Consider the following 24,074-nt stretch of genomic DNA (forward strand, 5'->3'; position numbering starts at 1 on the left):
ATCTTTTTGACGCTTAAGAAAGTTTTTAGAAGTGTTCAGAATCTCGGAATTCTGATTGGAAACACTTCAACGCTCAATTATTTTCGACCAAAGGAGATATTAATGCGCATCAGTAAAACCGCGATTGCCGTTTCCGTCCTTTCTCTCTTCGCTGCGGCCATGGTGCCCGCGACTTCTATGGCGGCTGGCGGCGCTTCCGGCGCGGCAGTGAAATATGCCAAACAGGGTCAAATCGGCGAAGTCATCACGAATCCCTACAAGATTGCGCCGCTCACAGCGATTATTCGTTCAGGCGGCTATGCACTCTCAGATGTCTCAGTACGCATTGTTCCTAAGCCTAATGGCTCGGAGATTAAGTACGACGTTGATCGCAGCGAAGTCCTGACCCACGGCGGCATTCCGGTTTTCGGTCTTTATCCCGACTATGTGAATACGGTAGAGGTCTCCTACACCCGCACCGATCTCAAGGGCGAACAGAAAAAGATCAGCGAAAGCTATCAGATCTATGCGCCTCCTGTTTATACAGAAGGCAATGGTACGGTCTCACAGAAATCCACCATGTTTGACACGAAGGTCGTCAAGATGGACGGTGAATTTAAGGACCGCCTCTACCTCGTCAACAATCTGCTCGTTTCTCCGCCCAAAGGTTCGCGCGTTGTTTGGAACAACCCTTCGGGCGGTGCGCTCGAATGGTGCTTCTACCCGCAGAACGCCATTATTGACGCGACCGGCGCCGTACGCTGGTACATGAACGTGGATTCCATCTATGACATGGAAAATGTTTATCACGGCGGTGTGATGATGGGCTTCCAGCAGGGTGCCGACGGCGCACTCACATGGGGCTACGGGCAGCGTTATGTCAAGTACGACATTATGGGACGCGAGATTTTCAATCGCCGCCTGCCTGCAGGTTACGCTGACTTCTCACATTCGTTTGATCAGGCCCAGAACGGCAACTATTTGCTGCGTGTAGCGGCCAACGATGTGAAACGTCCTGACGGCCGAAATGTCCGCACGGTGCGCGACGTTATCGTGGAAGTTACGCCTGCCGGCCGAGTGGTTGACGATTGGCGCTTGTGGGAAATTCTGGATCCGTACCGCGATGTCGTTATCAAATCGCTCGACCAGGGGGCTGTCTGCTTGAATCTTGATGCCGACAGCGCCGGCAAGACACTCTCGAGCGCTGATCTTGCGGCAATGGATAAGGAAGAGCACTTCGGCGACATTACGGGCGTTGGCATCGGCCGCAACTGGGCACATGTCAACTCTGTCGACTATGACCCGACGGACGACTCCATCATCATTTCCTCGCGTCATCAGTCCGCGATTATCAAAATCGGCCGCGATAAGCAGGTCAAGTGGATTTTGGGCGCTCCGGACGGCTGGCAGGCCAAGTGGTCCGATAAGGTTCTGACGCCGGTCGATAAGGACGGCAAGCCCCTCAAGTGCCAGCAGGGCAAGTGTGAAGGGACAAACTTTGACTGGACCTGGACGCAGCACACCGCATTCCGCATTGATTCGAAGTCCGATAAGCGTTTCGTTTATGTGACTGCATTTGACAACGGCGATGGACGCGGACTCGAACAGCCGGCGCTGCCTGAAATGAAATATTCGCGCGCCGTCGTTTTCAAGGTTGATCAGGAAAAGCGCACCGTCGAACAGCTTTGGGAATACGGCAAAGAGCGCGGTCACAGCTGGTACAGCCCGGTGACATCGCTCACGCAGTATGAGGACGACAAGGACTCGATCATGGTTTATTCCGCCACGCCGGAAATGGTGCTTGTGAAGGGTAAGGCGGTCGGAGCGCCATCTCCCTATCTGCAGGAATTCAAGTGGGGTTCAACTGAGCCTGCAGTTGAAATCCGCATTAATGGGTCGATGGGCTATCAGGCTATGCCGTTCCGCGTACAGAAAGCCTTCAATCATGCCAAATAAGATTGGGTAATACAGAAGCATTTATTTAGAATGCTTCTGCATAAAAAAGGGTCTTAAGCCGTTTTTGGCCGATGGCGCTTATGAACGACGCTCTGGCTTCTCTCCTTCCAGAGCGTCGTTTTTTCTAAACGTTCGGATGGTTGGGCGGAACAATCGGCGACTGTACGGGCGAGGGCGACGCTGGCTGAGTCCCCTCTTTGTTTTTTGCGCTGCCGAGTTGTTTTACGAAATCCCGTACATATGAAGGAAGGTCTTCCGGGGCACGCATGGTGAGGTGTCCCATGGAAAATTCGCACCCGCACCAGAGTTGGTTGTAAAAGCCTTCCTGAGCCAGCAGTTCGCCTCGGCGCTGCTGAAGACCGCCCTTTCGCCAATTCATATCCCAATAGCGAGTGCCGGGAGTAAGACGCGCCGCCTCCTCGGCAGCTTCTCGGATTTGATCAAGCCGCTTCCAGCGGCTGCCCGCCAGGGTTGTTGTAAACGATTCGATGCCCAGCCGCTGAGCGCATTTTGCGGTTGCAAGCATGCGCACGCCAAAGCACGCGCGGCAGCGAAGACCTCTTTCGGGTTCATGCTCAAGCCCTTTGACCGCTTCGCGCCACAACGCGTGATCGTAGTCGCCGTCCACAAAAGGAATGCCGAGTTTGCGGCAGTACTGCTGGCATTCGTTTTTGCGAGTCAGATACTCTTGTGCCGGGAAAATGTTTGGGTTGAAGTAAAAAACCGTAGGTGCGTATCCGTTCTGCGTCAGCCATTCAAGAATGGCGCTTGAGCATGGGGCGCAGCAGCTGTGCAGCAAGACCGGGTGAATAGCTTCCGTCATGAGTTTGAATACTGTTGAAAATAAATCGATCGTTTGTAGGCTGCTGCAAAAACGTGTCGGAAGAAAAGGGCTCTTGATATCACGCCTGTTTCAGTGGCACTAGCACATTCGCCGCCGTGAACGAAGGGCATTTGCTTTTTTTGTCAACACTCAGGATTTCGGCACATCCTCTTTGTTTGTGCCGTCTTGATCGTGATGACACTGCAGCTGCAGAAAAATCTGCCAAATCTACCATTATTCATAGGCGAGAGCGGTGGAATCGTCGTTAGGCAAATCGACCTTGCAGGAACCAGCGGCGGTTTTGAAGATCTTGAAAAATCCACAGCAGCTCTCCAGTTGCACTGCGGGCTCGATAATACCTGCGAGGATCTTTTGCTGCCGATGATAGTCGTTTAGGACCATCGAGCAATTCAAGCGGACCATTGAATATTGGAAGCCCTCCTGAGGCCGGCAATGACTGAATTTCAGGAAAAATTTCAATGGGCGGAAGATCGGCTGCCGAAGCCTGAAGGATATGGGCATATGCGGGCAGCGGTTCGCGCTGATGTGCCGAGCCGGACAAATTAAGGGCGGGTACGTGCTGCTGCGCAGCTTCTGGCCGCAGGTCTCCAGTCAGCGCTAATTGATAGACGCGTGAACGGCCAACGATTTGGGTGAGTGAGCGAACCAGCGGGGAGGTTGCGGCTTCGCCGTCTGCTGTCTGACGAAAGGGGACGACTTCCAGCTCCAGATTGGCGGCTTGTTCTTCAAGGACCGCTTTGTACAAAAGTTTGTGCAGCCTGATTCGACCTGCAGCCGCAGACTTGCCTATTGGGATCAAAAGATTGCCGCCCAGTACAGACGAGGTGTGCAGGATGCGGCCGACCGGATCGTAGGCGCGGATTGTGCAGGAAACGGCATTGGTTTTGACGGTCTTTGTCCACGCAGCAAACGCTGCTTCAAGACGCTCGAGCTGGAGTTTGAAGTTAAAAGAAGGAACGCCGATACGCAGGCGGAAGGTTTCCGGAGCAGGCTTCGCAATGAGGTTCTCTTTAAGAACGGTATGCATTAAAAGCGCTTGGGCATCGTAATCTGCCTGAACGGATTGGGCTTCCTTGACGGCGGCACTCAACGCATTCTGGGGGGAGCTGCCGCTGCCGCCAAAGGCTTCAAACTTCAAACGGAGAACCGTGTCAAGCAGCTGCTGCAGAGCACTCTGATCGGCATGCACAATGATGGCGGCTGCGCCGGAATTAGGTGCCTGCAGGAGCAGGGCCGCACCAAATGACTGGGCGATAGAAAGCAGGATGCTCGAAAGCTCCTGACCAACGAGCTGTCCGGAGCGTTCGAGCTGCAGGGCGGGCGTTTGTAAGAGGGCTTCTTTGGCATTCATGCACCGACGCACACCCAGCCGAACCGCTTCGCGGTTTCGCGCAGCAATACGATCTTCGATAAGAAGAGCTCTCGGTGCAGGTCCTCCCGAGTACAGGCGTTCCGGATCGGCCGCAAAGAGCAGTTGAGGGAGAAAAAGTGCAGTCCATTGTTCTGAAGCAGGAATAGCCATAGTGAATTTGGGTTCTGTTGGTGCGGACGACAGTCGATGAAGCGGATGCAGATGAACTAAGCAGGAACAAGTTCAGGGAAAAGGCTGTGCTGCAGAGGCGTTGATGGGCGGTCACAAGGCTTTGGAGGTTCAGCAGCTGGCGCAAAAAGCGGTATTTCGGCTGATGCGGACGCGTTGATAAAGGTGCGGCGCCGCAGTGTCCGAATGCGAGACAGGATTTCTCGTCCCTTATGCACGGGGGAAAACTGAACACGGAGATCGGCCGTCAGCGGTAAGCACGCAAGCGAAGCTGGGCGAATGCCGAATAAGACAACATTTCGAGAAGCACAAGCAAGTGCGAGGCGCGACACCGCGCGCCGGTCTTCGTCTCGAGCGAGCGGCGCAAGCCATGCAACAACAGCATCGGCTTCACCAGAAGTGACTGCAGCTTCGGCGCAGCGAAAGGCTTCTTCGGGTGATGCCGGCACTACGAAAAGCTGTCGGGAAAGATCAATGCCAGCCGCCTCGAAAGCGGGGGCATATGGCGTGAAGCCTTGCGGCGGGAGGATCCATACCACGCGCTTCACATGGGCGAGCGCATGAATCAGCAGAGAGATTTCGCCGCGCCGTTCACCGGTTGTGAGCAGCTCAACAAATCCCTTGCAGGGGAATCCACCGCCGAGCAGTTTGTCGACTTGGGGATTATGGGTTGAGAGGAGAACTTCCAAAGGCTCCATTGAAGCTGCGCGCGTATTGGGTGCGTTGGTTCGGGCTGCAAAGGGAAACGTCATGTCAACCTCCTTTGGAGGTTCTCGGACTGCTCGAGAACAAAGTGAAGCAGAAAAAGGATTACGGGAAAAATGCGGGGCGCGGTCTGGGCCCCTCGTCTTGAAAGGAATGGTCTCCTCCTCAGATTGAAGAGAAGTTCCTCGTCAAGACAAAGCCATCTTTCTTCACTACAAGTTTATGGCAAATACATATTAGAAGATCAAATATTGATCCTATAAAAATGATCTACTATCACATAAACATTTTTATTGTTTAGAAATCAATGTATTAACTGTGTAATCACAAAATTGGGAGGTGCTGATGCCGTTTTTTTAGCTCAATGTGATCCAATTTGAATTTGCTAATTCAACTCTTAGACAGTCAATTTAAATGTGGTGACATCATAAAATGATCCTTTGTTAGGATATTTTGTTCAGACATGAGGATCAAAAGGGTGTTCAGAACGGTTTCTGAAAACAAATAAGATGAGATTTGTTTGATATTGCTCAAAGATTGGGATAAGCGGCCTGACTGGCGGTACACTTTCTCGACTTATCGCGCCGTATTGGAGAATTGCGGTGCTGTTTACGAAAAGGAAAAACAATGAGCGAACTTCAGCCAGGCTTGGAAAAGCGGCTTGCACACGTAAAGCAGATGCTGTCTGAAGCCGAAGAGAAGGCGGGACGGCCGCAGGGATGCGTCAAGCTTTTGGCCGTTGGGAAAACTTTTAACCAAGAGGCTCTTCTGGAATGCGCACGTGCCGGCGCGCTTGCCTTTGGCGAAAATTATGCTCAGGAAGGCTGTACAAAAATTGATTGGTTTCGTACAAACCATCCTGAACTTCATTTGGAGTGGCATTTCATTGGACCGCTGCAGGCCAATAAGAGCCGCATGGTTGCCGAGCGCTTCGATTGGGTGCAGACGGTGGATCGTTTGCGCATTGCTGAACGTCTGTCCGCACAGCGCCCGGATAATCTGCCGCCCCTCAACGTTCTGATTGAGGTGAATGTTGACGCGGAGGCGAGCAAGTCTGGCATTTCCCCGGAAGAGCTGCCCGCACTTGCGGCGGCTGTTTCAAAGCTTCCTCGGCTCCGGCTGCGCGGCTTAATGTCCATTCCAGCTCCTGCTGAAACGTACGAAGGGAAGATGAAGCCGCTATTGGCAATGGCATCCCTTTTCAAGGCTTTTCAGGAAAAGTATCCGCAAGCCGACACCCTGTCTATGGGAATGAGCGCCGATCTGACGGAGGCCGTTGAAGCGGGTTCCACCATGGTGCGCATCGGCAGTGCCATCTTCGGTCCGCGCAGCTATTCCGTCTGATCAAAAAGGCAATGACAAGAGAAGCTGATCACTTGTTGTGATCAGCTTCTCCAAAAAAACGTTATTTCACTGCCACGTCACGGCCAAGAAACTGCTTGGAAAGTTTCGAAAGCGTGCCGTCAGCGCGAAGGGACTCGATGGCCTCATCGATAGCCGCTTTCAGCGCCTGACTGCCCTTAGGCATTAATACGCACATCTCCTCGGCTTCGGTCGAAGTGGCAACCACCTTAACGGGGACGTCAGGCATCTTACGCATGAAGTCCGCGATGGACAGTTCGGAATTAAGTGCGGTATCCGCACGTTTGCTCACGACAAGTTCGACGGCCTGAGAGAAGTCCTGGACCCCCACAATAACCGCGCCGTGTGCTTCCGCAATGCGGCTGGAATTGGCTGTCGCAGATTCTGCGGCGCGTTTGCCCCGAAGATCATCGAATCCCTTGATGTCATTGTTGTCGCTGCGCACCAGAATTGCGGTATGGTCGTACGTATAGGGGACAGAAAAGTCGTATTTGGCTCGCCGTGCTGCACTGGCTTCGACTTGATTGACGACGATGTCGAACCGGCCGGCGTCAACGCCTGCGAGCAGCGAGTCCCATGACGATTCAATGAACTGAGCTTGGACGCCGATTTTTGCGGCAACGGCTCTGGCGAGCTCCACGTCATAACCTGTCAGGCGACCTTGTTCATCGTGATAGCTGTAAGGCACAAATACGCCTTCCGTGCCGATGCGGATGACGCCGGCTTTTTTGATACGGTCAAGCTGTTGGGCAGGGTCAGATTCCGCAGCGGCGAAGACGGTAAGCGGCGTACCGATGGCGGAAAAGGCTGCAGCACCCAAAGCGGCAGAAAGCAGTGTGCGGCGCTGAAAGAAAAATTGGTTGCGGCTGTTCATGATGCAATGATGAATAATGGAAGGTGCGGGATAACACCTATAAAAGATTGCAGGCACGATACGGCAAGTCGCGCAGGGAAACTGCTCGGACCTTAGTTCGAAGTCGAAACGAATTGCTAATGAGAATTTTTTAAGAAAATAGAATGTTGATAAACAAAGTTTATTTTTCTTTGGCTCATTTGCGATGAGTCAGAGCTCTCCGAAAGCCGCATCGGTCGTAACGAATGCTGGAGGGGCTTGTGATGGGCTTTGCTTCGGAGCTTTCTTCTGCGGAGCTCTTTTGGAGCGGCGATTGCTGGGAATCGTGAGTACAGTCTTTGATTGTGCGAACATTGACCGTTGACATTCCATCCTCTGTTGAGGGTCTGGATTTTTCATAAATACCCATACGCTTTAGGACAAGGAGCATCAAGATGCTTACGATCGGCTTTCTCGGCGGCGGCAATATGGCCGGTGCTTTGATTGGGGGACTCCTTGCGGGCGGACCTCGTTCCGACCTCAAGGTTCATGTGACGGACCTCCACGAAGACAAACTCGCGCGGTTGGCGGCATTGGGTGCGCAGACGCATTCGGGCGTCGGCGAATGGGCAGCATCCTGTGACTTAATGGTTTTCGCCGTGAAGCCTCAGGGGATGAAGACTGCGCTGGCATCTTTGATGCCGTTCCTTAATCCTGACGGCGCTGCACTGACGATTGCGGCCGGTATTGAGGCCGCCGCATATGCGGATTGGCTTAACGGCTATCCCCTGATGCGGGCAATGCCCAATACGCCTGCAATGGTGGGTATGGGCGTCTCCGGTCTGTGGATCCCAGCAGGGATCTCCGAAACGGCAGCGAATGCAGCGCGGCAGGTGCTGGCGGCTGCAGGCAAGGTCGTAGAGGTGAAGACAGAGGCCGATATTGATCTGGTCGGTGCTATTCCGGGTTCCGGTCCTGCCTATGTGTTCCGCTTTATGGAAGCTTTGGAAAAAGCCGGCATCAAACGGGGGCTTCCTCCGGAGTCTGCGCATGCGCTGGCGCTCGGTACCGTTCTGGGCGCTGCGGTATTGGCTGACAAATCCGGAGAAGCTTTCTCCAAACTTCGTGAAAACGTTACGAGCAAAGGCGGTACGACTGCCAAAGCGCTTGAGGTAATGAATAACCGTGACATAGACGGCATGATGGATGAGGCTGTGAATGCGGCGCTCAAGCGCACGGCTGAAATGAAGGCACTTTTCCGCTGAAGATTGACAAGGAAATCTTTTCTAAATGGAAGCGTGGGTTGCTTGGCTCATGGGGCTTTTCCGCAGCGAACACATTGAGTTTGCGCTTTTTGCCGCAGCCTTCATTTCCGCTACAGTGCTGCCGGGGGGATCGGAAGCGGTGCTCGCCGGCGCCGTAGCCGGAACCCCCTCTCGGGTGGTTGAGTTTGTGCTCATAGCCATGCTTGGCAATGCATTGGGCGGGATGACCGGTTGGTGCATTGGGCGATTTATTCCGGAGCGGAAAAAAGAAGGGAAGGCATTGGCATGGCTTCATAAGTACGGCTACTGGGCACTGCTGATGACCTGGCTGCCGCTCTTTGGCGATGCGCTGCCTATTGCTGCCGGATGGCTGCGTCTCAAGGCGTTGCCCTGTTTCCTTTTAATTGCATTGGGCAAGGGGCTGCGCTATGCGGTGGTGGCCGGCGCGGTGCTGCCGCTTGCCGCTTGACTGCTCAAAAAGCGGTTTGAGGCTCTCTTCACAATGCTAGCGGGCTAGTCAGGAAAATCCTTTTTTTACGGCCATTTTCAAGAAAAATGCGCCGTTATAATCATTCGTCCATTTGCACAACAGTGCTGCTGCAGGTCGTCAGGCATTTTATTGCTCAACATTCTGCGGCGGTCTGCGCTTACGCGCGTGATTCGGTAAAACGAAACATGGGTATGCCTTCGTTTTTTCCTCGAGTCGGCGGCAGCGCAGCATTCAAATCACGTTGGAATTTCACATGAAGATCTTAGTTGCTGTGAAGCGGGTCGTTGACGCCAAGGTCAAAGTGCGCCCGCTCCCGGACCGTTCGGGTCCCGACACCAAGCTCGCCCGCATGGCGATCAATCCGTTTGATGAGATTGCCATCGAGGAAGCGGTTGAACTCAAAGAAGCCGGAAAAGTCCAAGAAGTCGTTGCGGTTACGATCGGCGGCGCTAAGTCAGTTGATGTGCTTCGCACGGCAATGGCGATTGGGGCGGATCGTTCTATTCATGTCTCAACCGATGAAATGATGGAGCCGCTGGCTGCTGCAAAGATCCTTGCCAAGATTGCTGAACGCGAAAAGCCTGACCTCATCCTGATGGGCAAGCAGGCGATTGATGATGATGCGGCACAGACCGGGCCGATGCTTTCGGAACTCCTGAATCTTCCGCTGGCTGCGTTTGCAAGCGAGATTGAGCTTGCCGACGGCCGCCTGATCGTCACGCGCGAAACCGACGGCGGTACGCAGACCATTTCAGTCACGCTCCCCGCAGTCGTGACAGCGGACCTGCGTCTTGCTGAACCTCGTTATGTCACGCTGCCGTCCATGGCCAAGGCTCGCAAAAAACCGGTTGAAACGATTGAGCTGGCATCCCTTGGCATTCATACAGCTCCCCGCCAGAAGCTCCTTAGCGTTGAACCGCCGCCCGCACGCAAGGCTGGGGTAATGGTTGCCAATGTTGATGAATTGATTCAGAAGCTTCGCGATGAAGCGCATCTGCTCTGAAGGGGAATAATGAAATGACTGCGCTTTTAATTGCTGATCATGACAATGTGAAGCTTCGTCCGGCGACCGCCAGCGCGGTAACGGCGCTGCTCCAGATGACAGAAGCCGTTGACGTGCTCGTTGCCGGAAACGGCTGCGAAGCTGTAGCTGAGGAAGCGGCGAAAATCGCGGGCGTCCGTACGGTGCTTCTTGCCCAGAATGCCAAACTGGCTCAGGAGCTGCCCGAGGTGCTCGCCTATACGGCGGCTCATGAAGCGCCGGGCTACTCTCATATCTTTTTCTGCGCGACGGCGCTTGGCAAAGCGGCCATGCCCCGCGTGGCGGCTCAGCTTGACCGTTCTGCGGTCTCCGATGTTGTTGCCGTAAAAGGTCCAAAGACCTTTGTACGCGGCATCTATGCCGGTGCACTGCTCGCAACTGTTGAGGTTGACGAAGATGTGGTGGTCGGAACGGTTCGCACGACGGCCTTTGAGCCGGCTGGTGAAGCCGACATGCCGGTGCGGATTGAAAACATAACCGTGCCTGAAGAGGCTGCTAATTGGGATGCCTCTCAGTTTGTGCGCTTTACGGAAACGGAAAGCGACCGTCCGGATCTCGTCTCGGCCAAAGTGGTTGTTGCCGGCGGGCGCGGTCTTATTGATGAGGCTGGGTTCGCTTCGCTTGAAAAGCTGGCCGATAAAATCGGCGCTGCCGTTGGGGCAACCCGTACAGCCGTCGATATGGGACTTTGTCCCAATGATTGGCAGGTAGGGCAGACGGGCAAGATGATTGCCCCCGATCTTTACATCGGTTTCGGCATCTCCGGCGCTATTCAGCATACAGCCGGCATCAAGGACGCTAAGGTGATCGTTGCGGTGAACAATGATCCGGAGGCTCCGATTTTTGAAACGGCCGATTATGGTCTGCTCGCTGACGCAGCTGAGACCTGCAGGGCTCTTGCCGCAAAGCTTTAAGATCAAGCGGTTTTTCTGCTGAGAGGCGCCTTTGAATCTGCAGAACTGCAGAGGATAAAAAGCACTGCAATGACTTGCAGAGTATTGGGCGCCTCAAGTAGAATCGCGCTTCTTGAATGAAGCCGCGATCCGCGGTTTATTCAAACCCATTCTTCCCATTCGTTTCTCCCCGGGACGGGGGTACGGATGGATTTAACTGTACCAATGATTTGAGAGGTAACTCATGGTCATCGTTCGTCTCGCCCGCGGCGGCTCCAAGAAGCGTCCGTTCTTCAACATCCACGTTTGCGACTCCCGCACCCGTCGTGATGGTCGTTTCATTGAACGTCTCGGCTACTACAACCCGGTTGCTGCCGGTCAGGCTACCCGTCTGGTGGTTGACCTGGAACGCCTTGCCTTCTGGCAGTCCAACGGCGCTCAGCTCTCCGATACGGTTGCTCGTCTCGTGAAGGAATTCAAGGCTCAGCCCGCCGCTGAAGCCCCTGCTGCTGAATAATTTCTGCTGCAGTCCGCACTGAGGCGATAAACCTCAGCGCAAAGGCCCCGCATCCCTTCTGGTGCGGATTCAGCGAACTCTCTGCCGGTCGTGCCTCTCGTGTCCAAGCACATCGGATCCGGCAGCGTCAGGAGCAAAAGCTCCAGGGCGTCGGTTCTTCTGAATCCGGTATCTACGCCTGAAGTCTGCGGGGCTTCTCTATTTCTACAACTCGGAAAATTTGCCATGACGTCCGACAGCACACTGATTCACGATGCGGAATTGCCCGCCGATTCGACCGACGCACCTGATGAATGGGTGGAACTTGGCCGTACGGCCGGGGCATACGGCTTCAAGGGCTGGGTGCGCATTGCGCCGCTCGCTTCCGGAGAGGTGCTCGAGCACACTCGCAATTGGGAGTTGGTGGATACAGCCGGCGTCCGTACGCCAGTGCGCGTCAAGGGCCTGCGCCGGCACGGCGCAGGATTGATTGCTAAGTGGGACGGCTGTGAATCCAAAGAAAGCGCGGATGCGCTCCGCGTGAAGGTGGGCGTCCTTCGCAGCAATTTCCCGCAGGCGGGCGAAAATGCGGTGTGGGCGATTGATCTGGTTGGATGTACGGCAGTAAATAAGGATGGCGTCAAACTCGGCACCATTCTTTCCATCGGCACCAACGGCGCACAGGATCTTTTTGAGATTGAGTACGTTGATGCAGCAGGGATTGTGAAGCGTTTTTTCATCCCCAACGTGAAAGATGTCTACGTGGTGGAGATGAAGCCTGAAGAAAAACGCGTCGTCTTTGATTGGGACCCGTCATGGCGTTGAGGAGGTACCGATGCGCTTTGACGTCGTAACGCTTTTCCCCGAGATTTTTTCGGCTGTGCGTGACTGCGGGATTACCGCACGGGCACGCATGCGGGGTCTGTGGTCAATGAACTGCTGGAATCCTAGAGATACCGCCACGGACCTTCACCGTACGATTGACGACCGTCCTTTTGGCGGCGGTCCCGGCATGGTCATGATGGCAGAGCCTCTGGCTCAGACCATTGATGCTGTCCGAGCCTCCGGCAACCGCGGCCCAATTTTGAGTTTTGCCCCGAATGGGGCGCGCCTGACGGATGCGCGTGTACGTGAAATCGCTGCAGCCAAAGAACCGATTGTGCTTGTCTGCGGACGTTATGAAGGCATTGATGAGCGCTTTCTCGAGTCCTATGTCGACGAAGTGGTCAGCCTTGGAGATTTTGTTCTTTCCGGAGGAGAGCTGCCTGCCTGTGCATTGATTGATGCTGTGGTGCGTCAGCTTCCAGGGGCAATCAAGGACCTTTCGGCTTCGGATGAAAGCTTTGCCACTGGTCTGCTGGATGCGCCGCACTACACGCGTCCAGAGGTTTGGCGGGGTATGCCGGTGCCGGATGTGCTTTTGTCAGGCCATCACAAAAACATCGGACAGTGGTCGAGAGAAAAAAGTTTGGCGCTTACGTTGCGTACGCGTCCGGATCTCATTAGAATCGCGGATTCTTCTGGTCTCCTGACGCGCGAGGACGTTAAGTTCCTTCGCACAATGGGGGCCAAGAATATTTCCGAAGGGCGCCGTTCTTAATCTCAACGGGGTTCTTCATCAACAAACCCATCCTCTCGGCGGCGGGCTAAACCCCTAACAATCAGGCCGCATGACGATGGCTACGGAGTTAAAAATGAATCTTATCGAGATTCTCGAAAAAGAAGAAATGGCTCGCCTCACGGCTGGCAAGACGATCCCCGCTTTCCGCGCTGGCGACACGGTTATCGTGTCCGTCAACGTGGTTGAAGGTTCGCGCAAGCGCGTTCAGGCCTTCGAAGGCGTCGTTATCGCTCGTCGTAATCGCGGTCTCAATTCTTCTTTCACGGTTCGCAAGATCTCGTCGGGCGAAGGCGTGGAACGTACGTTCCAGCTTTACTCCCCGATGATCGCCGGTATTGAAGTGAAGCGCCACGGCGACGTCCGCCGCGCCAAGCTCTACTACCTGCGCGAACGTTCCGGCAAGGCCGCCCGCATCAAGGAACGTCTGGTCCGCAAGGAAGCCTAATCCTCGACGCTGGGAAACCTGCCTCGAAACCCCCGAAAGCCTCCGTAGGCTCCGGGGGTTTTATTTTGGTGCACCCTTTGAAGCGGTATGGATTTTTTAGATACATACAGTCTCCGCTTTAGTCCTTAGGCGGAATCTCTCAATACCTCAAAGCTCTCTCAAGGGTCGGCTTGTTTTTCCGTACTGCTGCCCAAATCTGGTGCCGCTGCCCATACAATTGCCGAACCTCCTTTGCAAATAGAAGTTTTAAATAGCACTAGTGCATTGAGGTTTATAAAAATTTATGTGCATTTAACGGAGAAATGCCAATGCCTAAGAACTATACAGTGACGCTTCCTCATTACAGCGTCGGTCCTTCTTGCTACGACGAGCTTGGCCAAGTCACTCGCTTTTATGGCCGTACAGCTGCCGTCGTCGGCGGTGAAACAGCGCTGGCCAAGGCGGGACCTGCCCTGAAGGCTGGCTTTGAAAAGGCCGGCGTTAAGCTGACTGAATGGACTGTTTACGGAAAAGACTCGACGAATGCAAACGTCGAGAAAATTGTCAACAATCCGAAAGTTCAAGAAGCTGATCTGCTCTTCGGTGTTGGCGGCGGTCGTGCGATTGATACGGTGAAGACTGCTGCCGATATTCTCGGCAAGCCCTTCTTCTCTGTGCCGACCGTTTCGTCCAACTGTGCTCCCGTTTCAGCTATTGCAGTGATCTATAAGGACGACGGCGCCCTGGATCATTACCACTTTCCGAAGCGTTGTCCTGAGCACTGCTTCATTGATACGACGGTCATTCTCGACAGCCCTGAAGAGCTATTCTGGGCAGGTATCGGTGATGCGCTTTCTAAGCAGGCAGAAAGTCAGCTTGCTTCCCGCGGTGCAGAATTGACGCACACGCCGCTGCTTGGTGTTCAGGTGGGACTGGTCTGTGAAGATCCTCTGCTCGAATACGGCAAGCAGGCGATTGAAGACTTCCGTGCCAAACGCGACAGCCATGCCTTCACTGAAACAGTGCTCGACATTATCGTTTCGACTGGCATTACGTCCAATCTGACGACGACGAAGGACAGCTATTACTACAACTCCTCACTGGCCCACTGCTTCTACAACGCCTCGATGGTGCTTCCGAGCATTCACAAGCACCTCCACGGCGAGGTGGTGAGTTTTGGCACGCTGGTGCTCCATGCCGTTGATGAGGACGATGTTGCGCTTGAGCGTCTGATGACGTTCAACCACTCGGTCGGGCTCCCGGTGACGTTGGCTCAGCTTGACATTACGACGCCTGAACAAGTCAATGCGCTTGTCGATCGCGCGGCCACTATGAAGGAGTGGACTTGTGTGCCGTATGAAATGACAAAGGATAAGTTCCGTAACGGCATCTATAAGGTGGATGAACTTGGCCGCAAGTTTGTCGCCAAGCAGTCCTAATACTTTGTCGACTTTATTCTCTGTGATGCCCCCAAGGTGATGGGGCGCAGAGCGAAGGATCGAAAGCATAAAAACGCCGCAGCGCTTCTCCGTCGCTGCGGCGTTTTTGTAATCCGGCAGAGGATTTATCCGTCCTGCGCTTGAGACAAAGTTTCCCCAGTCTTGCGGCGATTACTGCCGGCTACCATATCAAAGCGGAAGAACCGGCATTCGAGCGGTCCATTGAACAGAACGATTTTGCGGGATTCCTTCAAGCGCATTTGGCGCGGCAATAAGCGGTCTGAGGTCAGCAGCCAGGCCGTCCAGCCGGGGAACTGACTCTTCAGTGCAGCAGCAAAATCAGCCATCATTGCCGCAATCGAGGCGCTCTTCGGGTTGGATTGTTCACCATAAGGCGGATTGGCGATGACAAGCCCCCCTTCAGCACCTTCGGGCGCTTTAATCGAACGGGCGTCGCCCTGATGAAAGACGATGCGGCCGTCGTCAAGGAGAGCGCCGAATCCTGCCCGACGGCAGTTTTCTTCCGCTTTTTCGACGACGATTGTGGAAATATCACTTGCGCGAATGAAAACTTTGGCGGAACGATTCTGTGCCGCCCGGGCGTCTTCCTTCATTTCCTGCCAGAGCGCCATGTCAAAGCCCTGAAGGCGCTCAAAAGCGAAGCGGCGCATCAGACCAGGGGCGGTATTGGTTGCCATGGCTGCGGCTTCAATGGCAATGGTGCCCGATCCGCAGAATGGATCAACCAAGGGCAGTTCAGGTTTCCAGCCGGAAAGCGCCAGCAGCGCGGCGGCGAGGTTTTCCTTCAGCGGGGCTTCGCCGTGCTCGAGGCGCCAGCCGCGCTTAAAGAGGGATTCGCCTGCGAGATCAATGTAAAAGCTCACATGATCAAAGGTGAAGTAGGCCTCAATGCGCACATCCGGCGAGCGCTTTTCTACTGAAGGGCGGCGGCCGACGAGTTCAGTAAAGCGATCGCAGAGGCCGTCCTTGATGCGCAGCGTTGCAAAGTCAAGACTTTCAAGCGGGCAGCGGTTGGCCGAAGAGTGGATGCGGAAGGTCGTATCTGTACCAAACCATTTTTCCCACGGCGTCTTTTTGGCCAGCGCATAGACATCTCGGCTGTCCCAATATTCGTCAAAGGCTACGCGCAGAAGGACGCGGGTTGCAAAGCGTGAATGCAGACATACTGCCATACCGAGTTCAAGACCGCCTGCGAACGAGACGCCGCCCTTGGCGGAACGAATGAGATCGGGGTCGGCGTTGAGCGCCCGGATTTCGTCGGCAAGAAGCCCTTCGAGACCAAAGGGGCAGGGGGCGTGAAAGATGAAGCTCGGCATGTAAGCTACAGAAAAATCGGCTAAAAATTGAAGCCGATATTCTAATCACTTCGACTGCTTTCATCTATCCAGTGACGTCTGCATTCTGGATGTTCGTTGGACGGATGCAAAGAAAGCGTTTTTAAAGGCAGTCACCTTGGATCAATGAGAGCGTGCGGTAAATAACGGCTGCCCGCAGCGGCATGTTGCTGTCATCAGCCGTAGGAACGATTTGCATGAATGATGATAAATTTCGCAAAAATCCAGAAAAGACAAACGATAGTCTTTGCGGAAAGTTCTGATTTGGTGACGAAGTTCGTTGTTCTATAGGGCATATTGCCTACATCTTGATCCAATTTACAAAGCATAATGACAACTTCACTGTCTATTTTGCATTTTCAGTCTGCGGCCGGCATCCCTGTGTCGTCCTGCTGAAACAGTGAACAGTCGGTTCGATCTCAGAACCGCTGACATCATTACAAATACTTTTGGACTTCTGAAATGGAACAACCCAGCAGCAAACGATTTATTGCCATCGGCTCTATGCTGTTCGCACTCTTTTTCGGAGCCGGCAACCTTATTTTCCCCGCAGCGATGGGTCAGTCCGCCGGAGCGAACGTTTGGTGGGCTGTGCTCGGCTTTTGCGTAACGGGTGTAGGCCTGCCGCTTCTGGGCATTATTGCGGTTGGTTATTCCGGCTGTCGAGATCTTCGTGAAGTTGCAAGCCGTGTGCATCCGCTCTACGGACTCTTTTATACGGTTGTCTGCTACATGGCGATCGGCCCTTGTTTCGCCATTCCTCGTACGGGCACGGTATCTTTCGAAATCGCCGTGCGTCCTTTCCTCGGTGCCGATCCGTCGGCATTTGCGCTACCGATCTTCCTCGCTTTCTTTTTGGGGATCTCCTGCTGGCTGGCTGCATCACCATCAAAGCTTGTTGATAGAATCGGCAAGTTCCTCACGCCGGCGCTGCTCGTCACGCTGGCCGTCATGATCGTCATGTCCTTTGCAACGCCGATGGGAGACTTCCAGGCGCCGGGCAAAGCCTATGATGAACCGATCAAGGCTGCATTCCAGGGTGTGCTTGACGGCTACAACACGCTTGACGCCATTGCAGCACTTGTGTTCGCGACTCTGATTGTGAATTCGGTGAAGGAAATCGGCTTTACGGATCCGAAGGCTATTTCCTCTCAGGTTATGAAGTCCGGCATGCTCGCAGGTCTGCTTCTTGCACTGGTTTATATCTTCATTGCCAAGATCGGCGCGGAAAGCGTTGCCGCTATCGGCATGCAGGATACGGGGGCGCCGGTGCTTGCAGAAAGCGCTAAGGTCTTCTTCGGCAGCTTTGGCGCCTACCTGCTTGCCGCGATTGTGCTGCTTGCCTGCATCACCACGGCGGTTGGCCTGCTCACCTGCTGCGCAGCATTCTTTATGCAGCTGACGGGCAAATTCACCTATGTGCAGTGGGTCATCGGTTTCACGGTGATTTCCTACCTCATCGGCTTGTTCGGTTTGAAGACCATCATCGTTTCGACCATTCCTGTGCTGATGTTCATCTATCCGCTCTGCGTGGCCCTGATCGCTTTGATCTTCCTTCACAAGTTCTTTGGCGGCCGCCAGTGCGTGTATGCCTGGACGATGGGCTTTACCTTTGTGATGGCCCTTGTCAATGGTGCAGAAACTGCCGGCATCTCGATGACCGGTCTTGAAGAAGTGCTCAAGGCCTACGTGCCGCTCCACACCTATGGCATGGGCTGGATTCCGTTTGCAATTGTCGGTTTCGTGATTGGCTTGATCTGGAAGGCTGCCGTTCCGGCCAAAGCTCAGAATGCTGCCGCTTAATTTGTAAGACAACATTCAACTGTTTTTGCTGCCCGCCCGGAGTTTTCTTCGGGCGGTTTTTTCTGCTCGCTAAAAAGTGACGTTGTCCTTGATGGTCGAAAATGGCTGCTTCAAGCACAAACTGCGCTTAGAACGCAGTCAGCTTCGGCCTTCACCATGACCGAGCACGATGTACTTCAGACTCGTCAGTCCTTCCAGCCCGACAGGTCCGCGGGCATGCAGACGATCTGTTGAAATGCCGATTTCAGCCCCTAAACCATATTCAAAGCCGTCGGCAAAGCGTGTAGAGGCATTGACCATCACAGAGCTGGAATCTACTTCACGCAGGAATCTGTCGGCAGAGTCCAAGCTACGGGTGATGATGGCATCGGTATGGCGTGAGCTGTGCAGATCGATAAAGTCGATTGCGGCATCGAGCGATTCCACTACAGCGATACTGATAATGAGTGCGTTGTACTCTGTATCCCAATCTTCTTCAGTGGCGGGTATCGCCGGAACACCTGCTCGGAGCAGAATGGCAAGCGCCTGCGGGTCACAGCGCATTTCGACCTTTTTTTCCGTCCAGAGCTTCCCGATCATCGGCAGAAACGACTCCGCTTCATCGCGGTGAACCAGGAGTGTTTCCGTGGCATTGCAGGGAGATGGGCGCTGGGTCTTAGCATTATCAACAACGCTAAGCGCCATTTCCAGATCGGCACCGGCATCCACATAGGTGTGGCAAATGCCGTTCAGGTGCTTGATCATCGGCACCGTCGCTTCTGCCATGAGGCGAGAGATGAGGCCCTTGCCGCCGCGCGGGATGAGCACATCGACATAATCGCGTGCGCGGATCAGTTCACCAACTGCGGCACGGTCGGTTGTGGGGATGAGCTGGACGGCGTCAGCAGGCAGCGCTGCATCGGCGAGTGCTTCCGAAACAACGGCGGCCAGCGCTCGGTTGGTTTCAATGGCTTCATGTCCGCCGCGCAGGATGACGGCGTTGCCGGACTTGATTACCAGCGCTGCAGCATCGATGGTGACGTTGGGACGGGATTCATAAATCATGGCGATGACGCCGAGCGGCACCCGCATGCGGCCGACACGGATGCCCGATGGCATAGGACGAAGGTTTTCGATGCCTCCGACCGGATCAGCGAGTTCAGCAATCTGCCGCACGCCCGTGACCATCTGATCAAGCACACGGTCAGTGACGGCAAGTCTGTCGACGAAGGCGGCCGAGAGTCCTTCACTGCGGGCATTTGCCAGGTCAACAGCATTGGCAGCTTGAATCACATCGCGGCGTGTCATCAGCGCCTGGGCGATGCGTTCAAGTGCGGCATTTTTCTTTTCGGTCGACGCACAGGCCGTAATCCGACTCGCCCGACGGGCAGCCGTACCGATTTCGTGAATCAATTCGCGTGCGGAAGTTTCAGGCATGAGAATTCCTTCATAAGTGATTGCCGCCGAGTCGGAATGGAGGCGTCGAAAAAACTTGTGAAAAAGCCTCGACATCAGGCAGGATGGCTCGATTGTGTTTGGATTTTATCCGCAGGAGCGCTCAATGCTGTGCGTGCCAGTGAACACAAGGTCCTGAGGATCAGCGAGTTCGCGCAAGGAAAAGACAAACGCTCTTTAACTCAATCCATGGATCACCGTCGCGTTCGCGTACGGAGAGTCCCTTGCTCAGGCGGTCAATGTCGGCGCAGACGTCAAGTGCGGCGGCAAGGCGCTTGAGCGGAATTCTCCGAGCGGCGGCCTTCATCGCATTCGTGGCAAAGACCCCTTTTACGTAGAGGTTCCCTGAAGTCTCAAAGCTCGCGCGCAGTTTGATCAGGCTGCGGATCTGATTGGTGAGAATCGCGAGCAAAAAGGGAAGCGGCTCCCCTTGAGCCTCCAGACCATCAACAATACGTGCAGTGCGGTCGGCAGAGGCGGTGCAAAAGCTTTCCACCAGCGCTTCCGTGGTATAGCGGGAGCAGTTGCCGACAGAAGCTTCAATTTGTTCAAGCGTCAATTCGCCCTGAGGAAAAAGCAGAGAAAGTTTTCCGACTTCCTGCTTGGCGGCTAGAAGATTCCCTTCCACGAGATCGGCAAAGGCTTCAAGCACATCGCGGGCGGCCGTCTGGCCATTAGCGCGCATGCGTCCGGCGAGCCACTGCGGCAGCTGCGCACGCTCCACGGGATCGCACTCGACAACAGTGGCGGCTTTGACGAGCGCCTGCCACCAGGCGGCCTTCTGTCCCTGCCAGTCTGGACGGGGCATCGTAAAAAGCGTCACCACGCCGTCGACAGGGCGCTCTACAAATTCGGGGAGCGCTTTATTGCCTTTGATGCCGGGACGACCTGACGGCAACCGAACTTCGAGGAACTTTTTGTCGTCGAACATACCGATGGATGCCGCGGCATCAGGAAGCTGCGACCAGTCGGCCGAGGCTGAAAGCTCAAGCACCTGACGATCGGTATACCCCAGTTCCCGCGCTCGGCGGCGCAGCAGATCCGCTGATTCAAGCATCAGCAGATCTTCACTGCCCGTTACCAGCCAAAACGGTGCAAGTTCGCGGCGATTGGCAAGATCGGCAGCGAGGCTGCCGGCATTATGCGCCATGATGAACCTTTAAGGCGTATCGGTACTCGGGCCCTTGGCGGCGCCAAGACGCTGCACGATCTGAGAGATCAGATCGTTTTCCATGTCGTCGTAAAGCACTTTCTCTTCACCTTCGCGCGAAAGGAATTCACTTTCCGAATAGGTCAGATCTCGGGAGGTCGCGAGCCGCGTCGTTTCAACGAAATCGAAACCGTCGGGGGACACAACGCGGAATTCAAGCGTCATGGTGAGTTCATATTCGCGCGCTCGACCAGCGTCGTTGATCGACAGAATGTCGCGGCTGCGGTTGACGGAAAGAAGCTCCAAAATGGCGTCTGCCTCCTTTGGAGACGTGACGACGCGAACATCGGATCCTGATTCAATGACGCGCTTTAAAAGACCGGAAAAACGGGTGTTTTCCGGCATCTGCAGATAGAGCGTTTCAAACGGCGCGGAGAATTGGCCGCGCAGGCGAAAGCCGCAGCCCGAGAGGACGACAGAACCGGCCAGAGAGCCCAAAAGCGCAAAAACCGAACGACGGGAGAGGTGCTGCATGCAGAAGATCCCAAAAATGAACAGGCGCTCGAAATTAGGCAAGCCCACAAAAGAATTCATTATAAAGAGGCAGGGCTTTTGGCGGCATATTGGCAGCTGCAAAGAAACGACAGAGCTCCTGTCGTTAACAGAGAAAAAACGGCGCCCTTCAATGCTGAAGGACGCCGTCTCAACCGGCCTTAAAGCCAATGACTCATTGAGTATCGCTTTATTTGGCTACGACATTCACGAGCTTTTGCTTCACGATGATGACGCGGCGAACCGGAAGGTCACCCACAAACTTCTTGACGTCCGGATTGCTGAGTGCGGCAGCGCGGATTTCATCCTCACTGGCCTCAGCAGAAACCGTAATGGAGCCGCGAAGCTTGCCGTTCACCTGGCAGACGAGGGTGAGCTCATCGGCCTTGATGGCATCTTCGGAAACCTCGGGCCACTTCGCATCAATGAGGTCGCCCTCGATTGCGATGAAGCCGAGCTCTTTCCAGAGTGCGGTGGTGATGTGCGGAGCAATCGGGTAGAGCGTACGCAGCAGAATGGATGCGGCTTCCTTCAGAGCAGCTTTGCCGCCTTCAGATTCCGTACCCTTAAAGCCGTCGATTGCGTTGAACATCTTCATGCAGGCTGACACCACCGTGTTGTACTGCATGCGAGAGTAGTCGTAGTCGGCCTGCTTCAAGCACGAATGAATTTCGCGGCGAAGATGACGAGCTTCGTGACTGAAACCCTCAGAAGTCGATGCTTCCTGTGCATTGTTCAGGTGAGTTTGATGCGCATAGGCCCAGTTCCAAATACGGCGCAGGAAGCGGAACGTGCCTTCGGCACCGGAATTCGACCAGGCCGCCGATTGATCTGGAGGACCGGCAAACATCACGAAACTGCGGGCCGTGTCAGCGCCGAACTTGTTGATAATGTCGCGCGGTTCAACGACATTGCACTTCGACTTGGACATCTTTTCGATGCCGCCGAGCACCACGGGCTCGCCGTCTTCCTTGGAGATCGCTCCAACGGGACGGGCTTTGTCGTCGAACTGAACCTCCACTTCGTCAGGGTAGTACCAACGGCGGTGACCATCGGGCATATCCCGGTAGTAACACTCGGCCATCAGCATGCCCTGAGTGAAGAGGTTCTTAAACGGTTCGTCGTACTTCACGAGACCGAAGTCGCGCATCACCTTTGTCCAGAAACGGGCATAAAGGAGGTGCAGCACAGCGTGTTCGATGCCGCCGATGTATTGATCCATCGGCATCCAGTAGTCGGCGCGCTTGTCGACCATTGCTGTCGTGCAGTCGGGCGAGCAGTAACGCTGGAAATACCAGGAGGAATCGACGAACGTGTCCATCGTGTCGGTTTCACGTTCGGCGTCCGCGCCGCACTTCGGGCACTTGACGTTCTTCCAGGCATCGCACTTCGTAAGCGGATTGCCTGAACCGTCCGGCACGAGATCCTCAGGAAGCACGACCGGGAGATCTTTTTCAGGCACCGGCACAGGACCGCAGTGCGGGCAATTGATCATCGGAATGGGCGTACCCCAATAGCGCTGACGAGAGATGCCCCAGTCGCGCAGACGGAACTTCACTTCCTTTTGTCCAAGCCCCTTGGATGCGAGCTTTGCTGCAATGGCGTCAATGGCGTCATGCATGCTCAGGCCGTCAAATTCGCCGGAGTTGACAAGATGCGTTTCGCGCGTCTTGTCGCCATACCATTCCTGCCAGGCATCGGTAGAGAAGGTTTCACCGTCAACCGCAACCACCTGCTTGATCGGAAGACCAAACTTTTTGGCAAATGCAAAGTCTCGTTCATCGTGAGCCGGGACAGCCATCACGGCGCCTTCGCCGTAGCCCATGAGGACGTAGTTGGCAATCCAGACTTCAACGGGTTCGCCCGTGAGCGGATGCTCGACGTAAAAGCCCGTCGGAACACCCTTCTTTTCCATAGCAGCCATGTCGGCTTCCGACACGCCGCCCTTGGCGCATTCAGCAATGAAGGCCTGCAGATCCGGACGATTTTTGGCGAGGTAGGAAGCGAGGGGATGTTCGGCAGCGATGGCGACGAACGTCACGCCCATCAGCGTATCGGCACGAGTCGTATAAACGGAGAGGCGCTTCTTTTCGCCGGCCAGTTCGTACGGGAAGCAAAGCGTCACGCCTTCGGAACGGCCAATCCAGTGCTCCTGCATGCGGCGAACTTGTTCGGGCCAGCCGTCAAGCGTTTTGATGTCGTCGAGGAGTTCCTGCGCGTACTGCGTAATGCCGAGGTAATAACCCGGAATTTCGCGCTTTTCAACAATCGCGCCGGAGCGCCAGCCGCGGCCTTCAATAACCTGCTCGTTGGCCAGCACAGTCTTGTCGACCGGGTCCCAGTTGACGATCTGGGTCTTACGGTAGGCAATGCCTTTTTCCAGCATCTTGAGGAACAGCCACTGGTTCCACCGATAGTACTCGGGCTTGCAGGTAGCGACTTCACGCGACCAGTCGAAAGCAAGACCCAAGGGCTCCATCTGGGCCTTCATATCGGCGATGTTGCTGTATGTCCACGCAGCCGGCTGAACCTTTTTTGCCAGGGCGGCATTTTCGGCCGGCAGTCCGAAGGCATCCCAGCCCATCGGCGTCATGACGTTGTAGCCCTTCATGCGGTGGAAGCGGTACATGACGTCATTTAAGGTGTAGTTGCGCACGTGGCCCATATGCAGCTTGCCGCTCGGGTAAGGAAGCATGGAGCACACGTAGAACTTGGGCTTGGGATGGCCATTGGCGTCTACGGCATCTTCTTTGGCACGGTAGACGTCCTTGTCCTTCCACATCGCCTGAACTTCGGATTCGACCTCCTGCGGGGAGTATGTCTCGCGCATAACGCTCTTTGTCCAGTGTGAATAAGTTGGGGGGAAATTTGAGAATAGTTGTTAAGTATAGC

21 protein-coding genes are annotated in these 24,074 nt (G+C 54.8%); 12 read left to right on the top strand and 9 right to left on the bottom strand.

Annotated elements, in window-relative coordinates:
• Positions 1-102 precede the first annotated feature (102 nt).
• Entirely contained in the window at positions 103-1,935 is a 1,833-nt protein-coding gene (locus DES29_RS05545) for an aryl-sulfate sulfotransferase (protein ID WP_016473835.1), read from the top strand.
• Positions 1,936-2,059: 124 nt separating this feature from the next.
• Here DES29_RS05545 and DES29_RS05550 read toward each other — a convergent pair whose 3' ends face one another.
• The 3 genes from DES29_RS05550 to DES29_RS05560 form a co-directional block, all read right to left on the bottom strand.
• On the bottom strand, positions 2,060-2,758 hold the full coding sequence (locus DES29_RS05550) for an epoxyqueuosine reductase QueH (protein ID WP_016473836.1): 699 nt from the start codon (positions 2,756-2,758) through the stop codon (positions 2,060-2,062).
• Between the two features lie 265 nt (positions 2,759-3,023).
• Positions 3,024-4,301 (bottom strand): DNA polymerase Y subunit UmuC family protein, encoded by a 1,278-nt coding sequence (locus tag DES29_RS05555; RefSeq protein ID WP_016473837.1) that lies wholly within the window; start codon positions 4,299-4,301, stop codon positions 3,024-3,026.
• Positions 4,302-4,357: 56 nt separating this feature from the next.
• A complete protein-coding gene (locus DES29_RS05560) occupies positions 4,358-5,071 on the bottom strand; it encodes an ImuA family protein (RefSeq protein ID WP_021994969.1) in 714 nt (237 codons plus the stop codon).
• 580 nt (positions 5,072-5,651) lie between these two features.
• Between DES29_RS05560 and DES29_RS05565 the strand changes: the two genes are divergently transcribed.
• Complete coding sequence (locus DES29_RS05565) at positions 5,652-6,368, top strand: YggS family pyridoxal phosphate-dependent enzyme (RefSeq protein ID WP_016473839.1); 717 nt, start codon at positions 5,652-5,654, stop codon at positions 6,366-6,368.
• A 61-nt stretch (positions 6,369-6,429) separates the two neighbouring features.
• Here DES29_RS05565 and DES29_RS05570 read toward each other — a convergent pair whose 3' ends face one another.
• Positions 6,430-7,260 (bottom strand): transporter substrate-binding domain-containing protein, encoded by an 831-nt coding sequence (locus DES29_RS05570; RefSeq protein WP_016473840.1) that lies wholly within the window; start codon positions 7,258-7,260, stop codon positions 6,430-6,432.
• 413 nt (positions 7,261-7,673) lie between these two features.
• On the opposite strand from DES29_RS05570, the gene proC reads away from it, so the two are divergent.
• From proC to DES29_RS05615, 9 genes are all read left to right on the top strand, one after another.
• Complete coding sequence (proC, locus tag DES29_RS05575) at positions 7,674-8,483, top strand: pyrroline-5-carboxylate reductase (protein ID WP_016473841.1); 810 nt, start codon at positions 7,674-7,676, stop codon at positions 8,481-8,483.
• Positions 8,484-8,508: 25 nt separating this feature from the next.
• Positions 8,509-8,952 carry a YqaA family protein gene (locus DES29_RS05580; protein ID WP_016473842.1) on the top strand — a complete coding sequence of 148 codons (444 nt, stop codon included), beginning with the start codon at positions 8,509-8,511 and terminating at the stop codon, positions 8,950-8,952.
• A gap of 274 nt (positions 8,953-9,226) precedes the next feature.
• Entirely contained in the window at positions 9,227-9,976 is a 750-nt protein-coding gene (locus tag DES29_RS05585; protein ID WP_113854556.1) for an electron transfer flavoprotein subunit beta/FixA family protein, read from the top strand.
• Between the two features lie 14 nt (positions 9,977-9,990).
• The gene (locus tag DES29_RS05590; protein ID WP_016473844.1) at positions 9,991-10,929 is read left to right on the top strand and encodes an electron transfer flavoprotein subunit alpha/FixB family protein; all 939 of its coding nucleotides are present in this window, start codon (positions 9,991-9,993) and stop codon (positions 10,927-10,929) included.
• A 223-nt stretch (positions 10,930-11,152) separates the two neighbouring features.
• On the top strand, positions 11,153-11,425 hold the full coding sequence (gene rpsP, locus DES29_RS05595) for a 30S ribosomal protein S16 (protein ID WP_005431044.1): 273 nt from the start codon (positions 11,153-11,155) through the stop codon (positions 11,423-11,425).
• Between the two features lie 225 nt (positions 11,426-11,650).
• Positions 11,651-12,229, top strand: a complete 579-nt coding sequence (gene rimM, locus DES29_RS05600) for a ribosome maturation factor RimM (protein ID WP_021994923.1) — start codon at positions 11,651-11,653, stop codon at positions 12,227-12,229.
• Positions 12,230-12,239: 10 nt separating this feature from the next.
• Positions 12,240-13,004 carry a tRNA (guanosine(37)-N1)-methyltransferase TrmD gene (gene trmD, locus DES29_RS05605; RefSeq protein ID WP_021994924.1) on the top strand — a complete coding sequence of 255 codons (765 nt, stop codon included), beginning with the start codon at positions 12,240-12,242 and terminating at the stop codon, positions 13,002-13,004.
• Positions 13,005-13,098: 94 nt separating this feature from the next.
• Positions 13,099-13,470, top strand: a complete 372-nt coding sequence (gene rplS, locus DES29_RS05610; RefSeq protein ID WP_016473847.1) for a 50S ribosomal protein L19 — start codon at positions 13,099-13,101, stop codon at positions 13,468-13,470.
• Positions 13,471-13,778: 308 nt separating this feature from the next.
• Entirely contained in the window at positions 13,779-14,888 is a 1,110-nt protein-coding gene (locus DES29_RS05615; protein WP_016473848.1) for an iron-containing alcohol dehydrogenase family protein, read from the top strand.
• A 125-nt stretch (positions 14,889-15,013) separates the two neighbouring features.
• On the opposite strand, the gene DES29_RS05620 is transcribed toward DES29_RS05615, so the two are convergent.
• Positions 15,014-16,225 carry a THUMP domain-containing class I SAM-dependent RNA methyltransferase gene (locus DES29_RS05620; RefSeq protein ID WP_016473849.1) on the bottom strand — a complete coding sequence of 404 codons (1,212 nt, stop codon included), beginning with the start codon at positions 16,223-16,225 and terminating at the stop codon, positions 15,014-15,016.
• Positions 16,226-16,705: 480 nt separating this feature from the next.
• On the opposite strand from DES29_RS05620, the gene brnQ reads away from it, so the two are divergent.
• On the top strand, positions 16,706-18,046 hold the full coding sequence (brnQ, locus tag DES29_RS05625) for a branched-chain amino acid transport system II carrier protein (protein ID WP_021994925.1): 1,341 nt from the start codon (positions 16,706-16,708) through the stop codon (positions 18,044-18,046).
• A 138-nt stretch (positions 18,047-18,184) separates the two neighbouring features.
• On the opposite strand, the gene DES29_RS05630 is transcribed toward brnQ, so the two are convergent.
• The 4 genes from DES29_RS05630 to leuS all read right to left on the bottom strand — a co-directional run bounded on the left by DES29_RS05630 (position 18,185) and on the right by leuS (position 24,012).
• On the bottom strand, positions 18,185-19,462 hold the full coding sequence (locus DES29_RS05630; protein WP_113854562.1) for a glutamate-5-semialdehyde dehydrogenase: 1,278 nt from the start codon (positions 19,460-19,462) through the stop codon (positions 18,185-18,187).
• A 160-nt stretch (positions 19,463-19,622) separates the two neighbouring features.
• The gene (holA, locus tag DES29_RS05635) at positions 19,623-20,630 is read right to left on the bottom strand and encodes a DNA polymerase III subunit delta (RefSeq protein WP_021994927.1); all 1,008 of its coding nucleotides are present in this window, start codon (positions 20,628-20,630) and stop codon (positions 19,623-19,625) included.
• Positions 20,631-20,639: 9 nt separating this feature from the next.
• Positions 20,640-21,164 carry an LPS-assembly lipoprotein LptE gene (locus DES29_RS05640; protein ID WP_038025063.1) on the bottom strand — a complete coding sequence of 175 codons (525 nt, stop codon included), beginning with the start codon at positions 21,162-21,164 and terminating at the stop codon, positions 20,640-20,642.
• Between the two features lie 208 nt (positions 21,165-21,372).
• Positions 21,373-24,012 (bottom strand): leucine--tRNA ligase, encoded by a 2,640-nt coding sequence (leuS, locus tag DES29_RS05645; RefSeq protein ID WP_021994928.1) that lies wholly within the window; start codon positions 24,010-24,012, stop codon positions 21,373-21,375.
• Positions 24,013-24,074: the final 62 nt, after the last annotated feature.

The sequence above is a fragment of the Sutterella wadsworthensis genome (genome assembly GCF_003315195.1).
GTDB lineage: Bacteria > Pseudomonadota > Gammaproteobacteria > Burkholderiales > Burkholderiaceae_F > Sutterella > Sutterella wadsworthensis.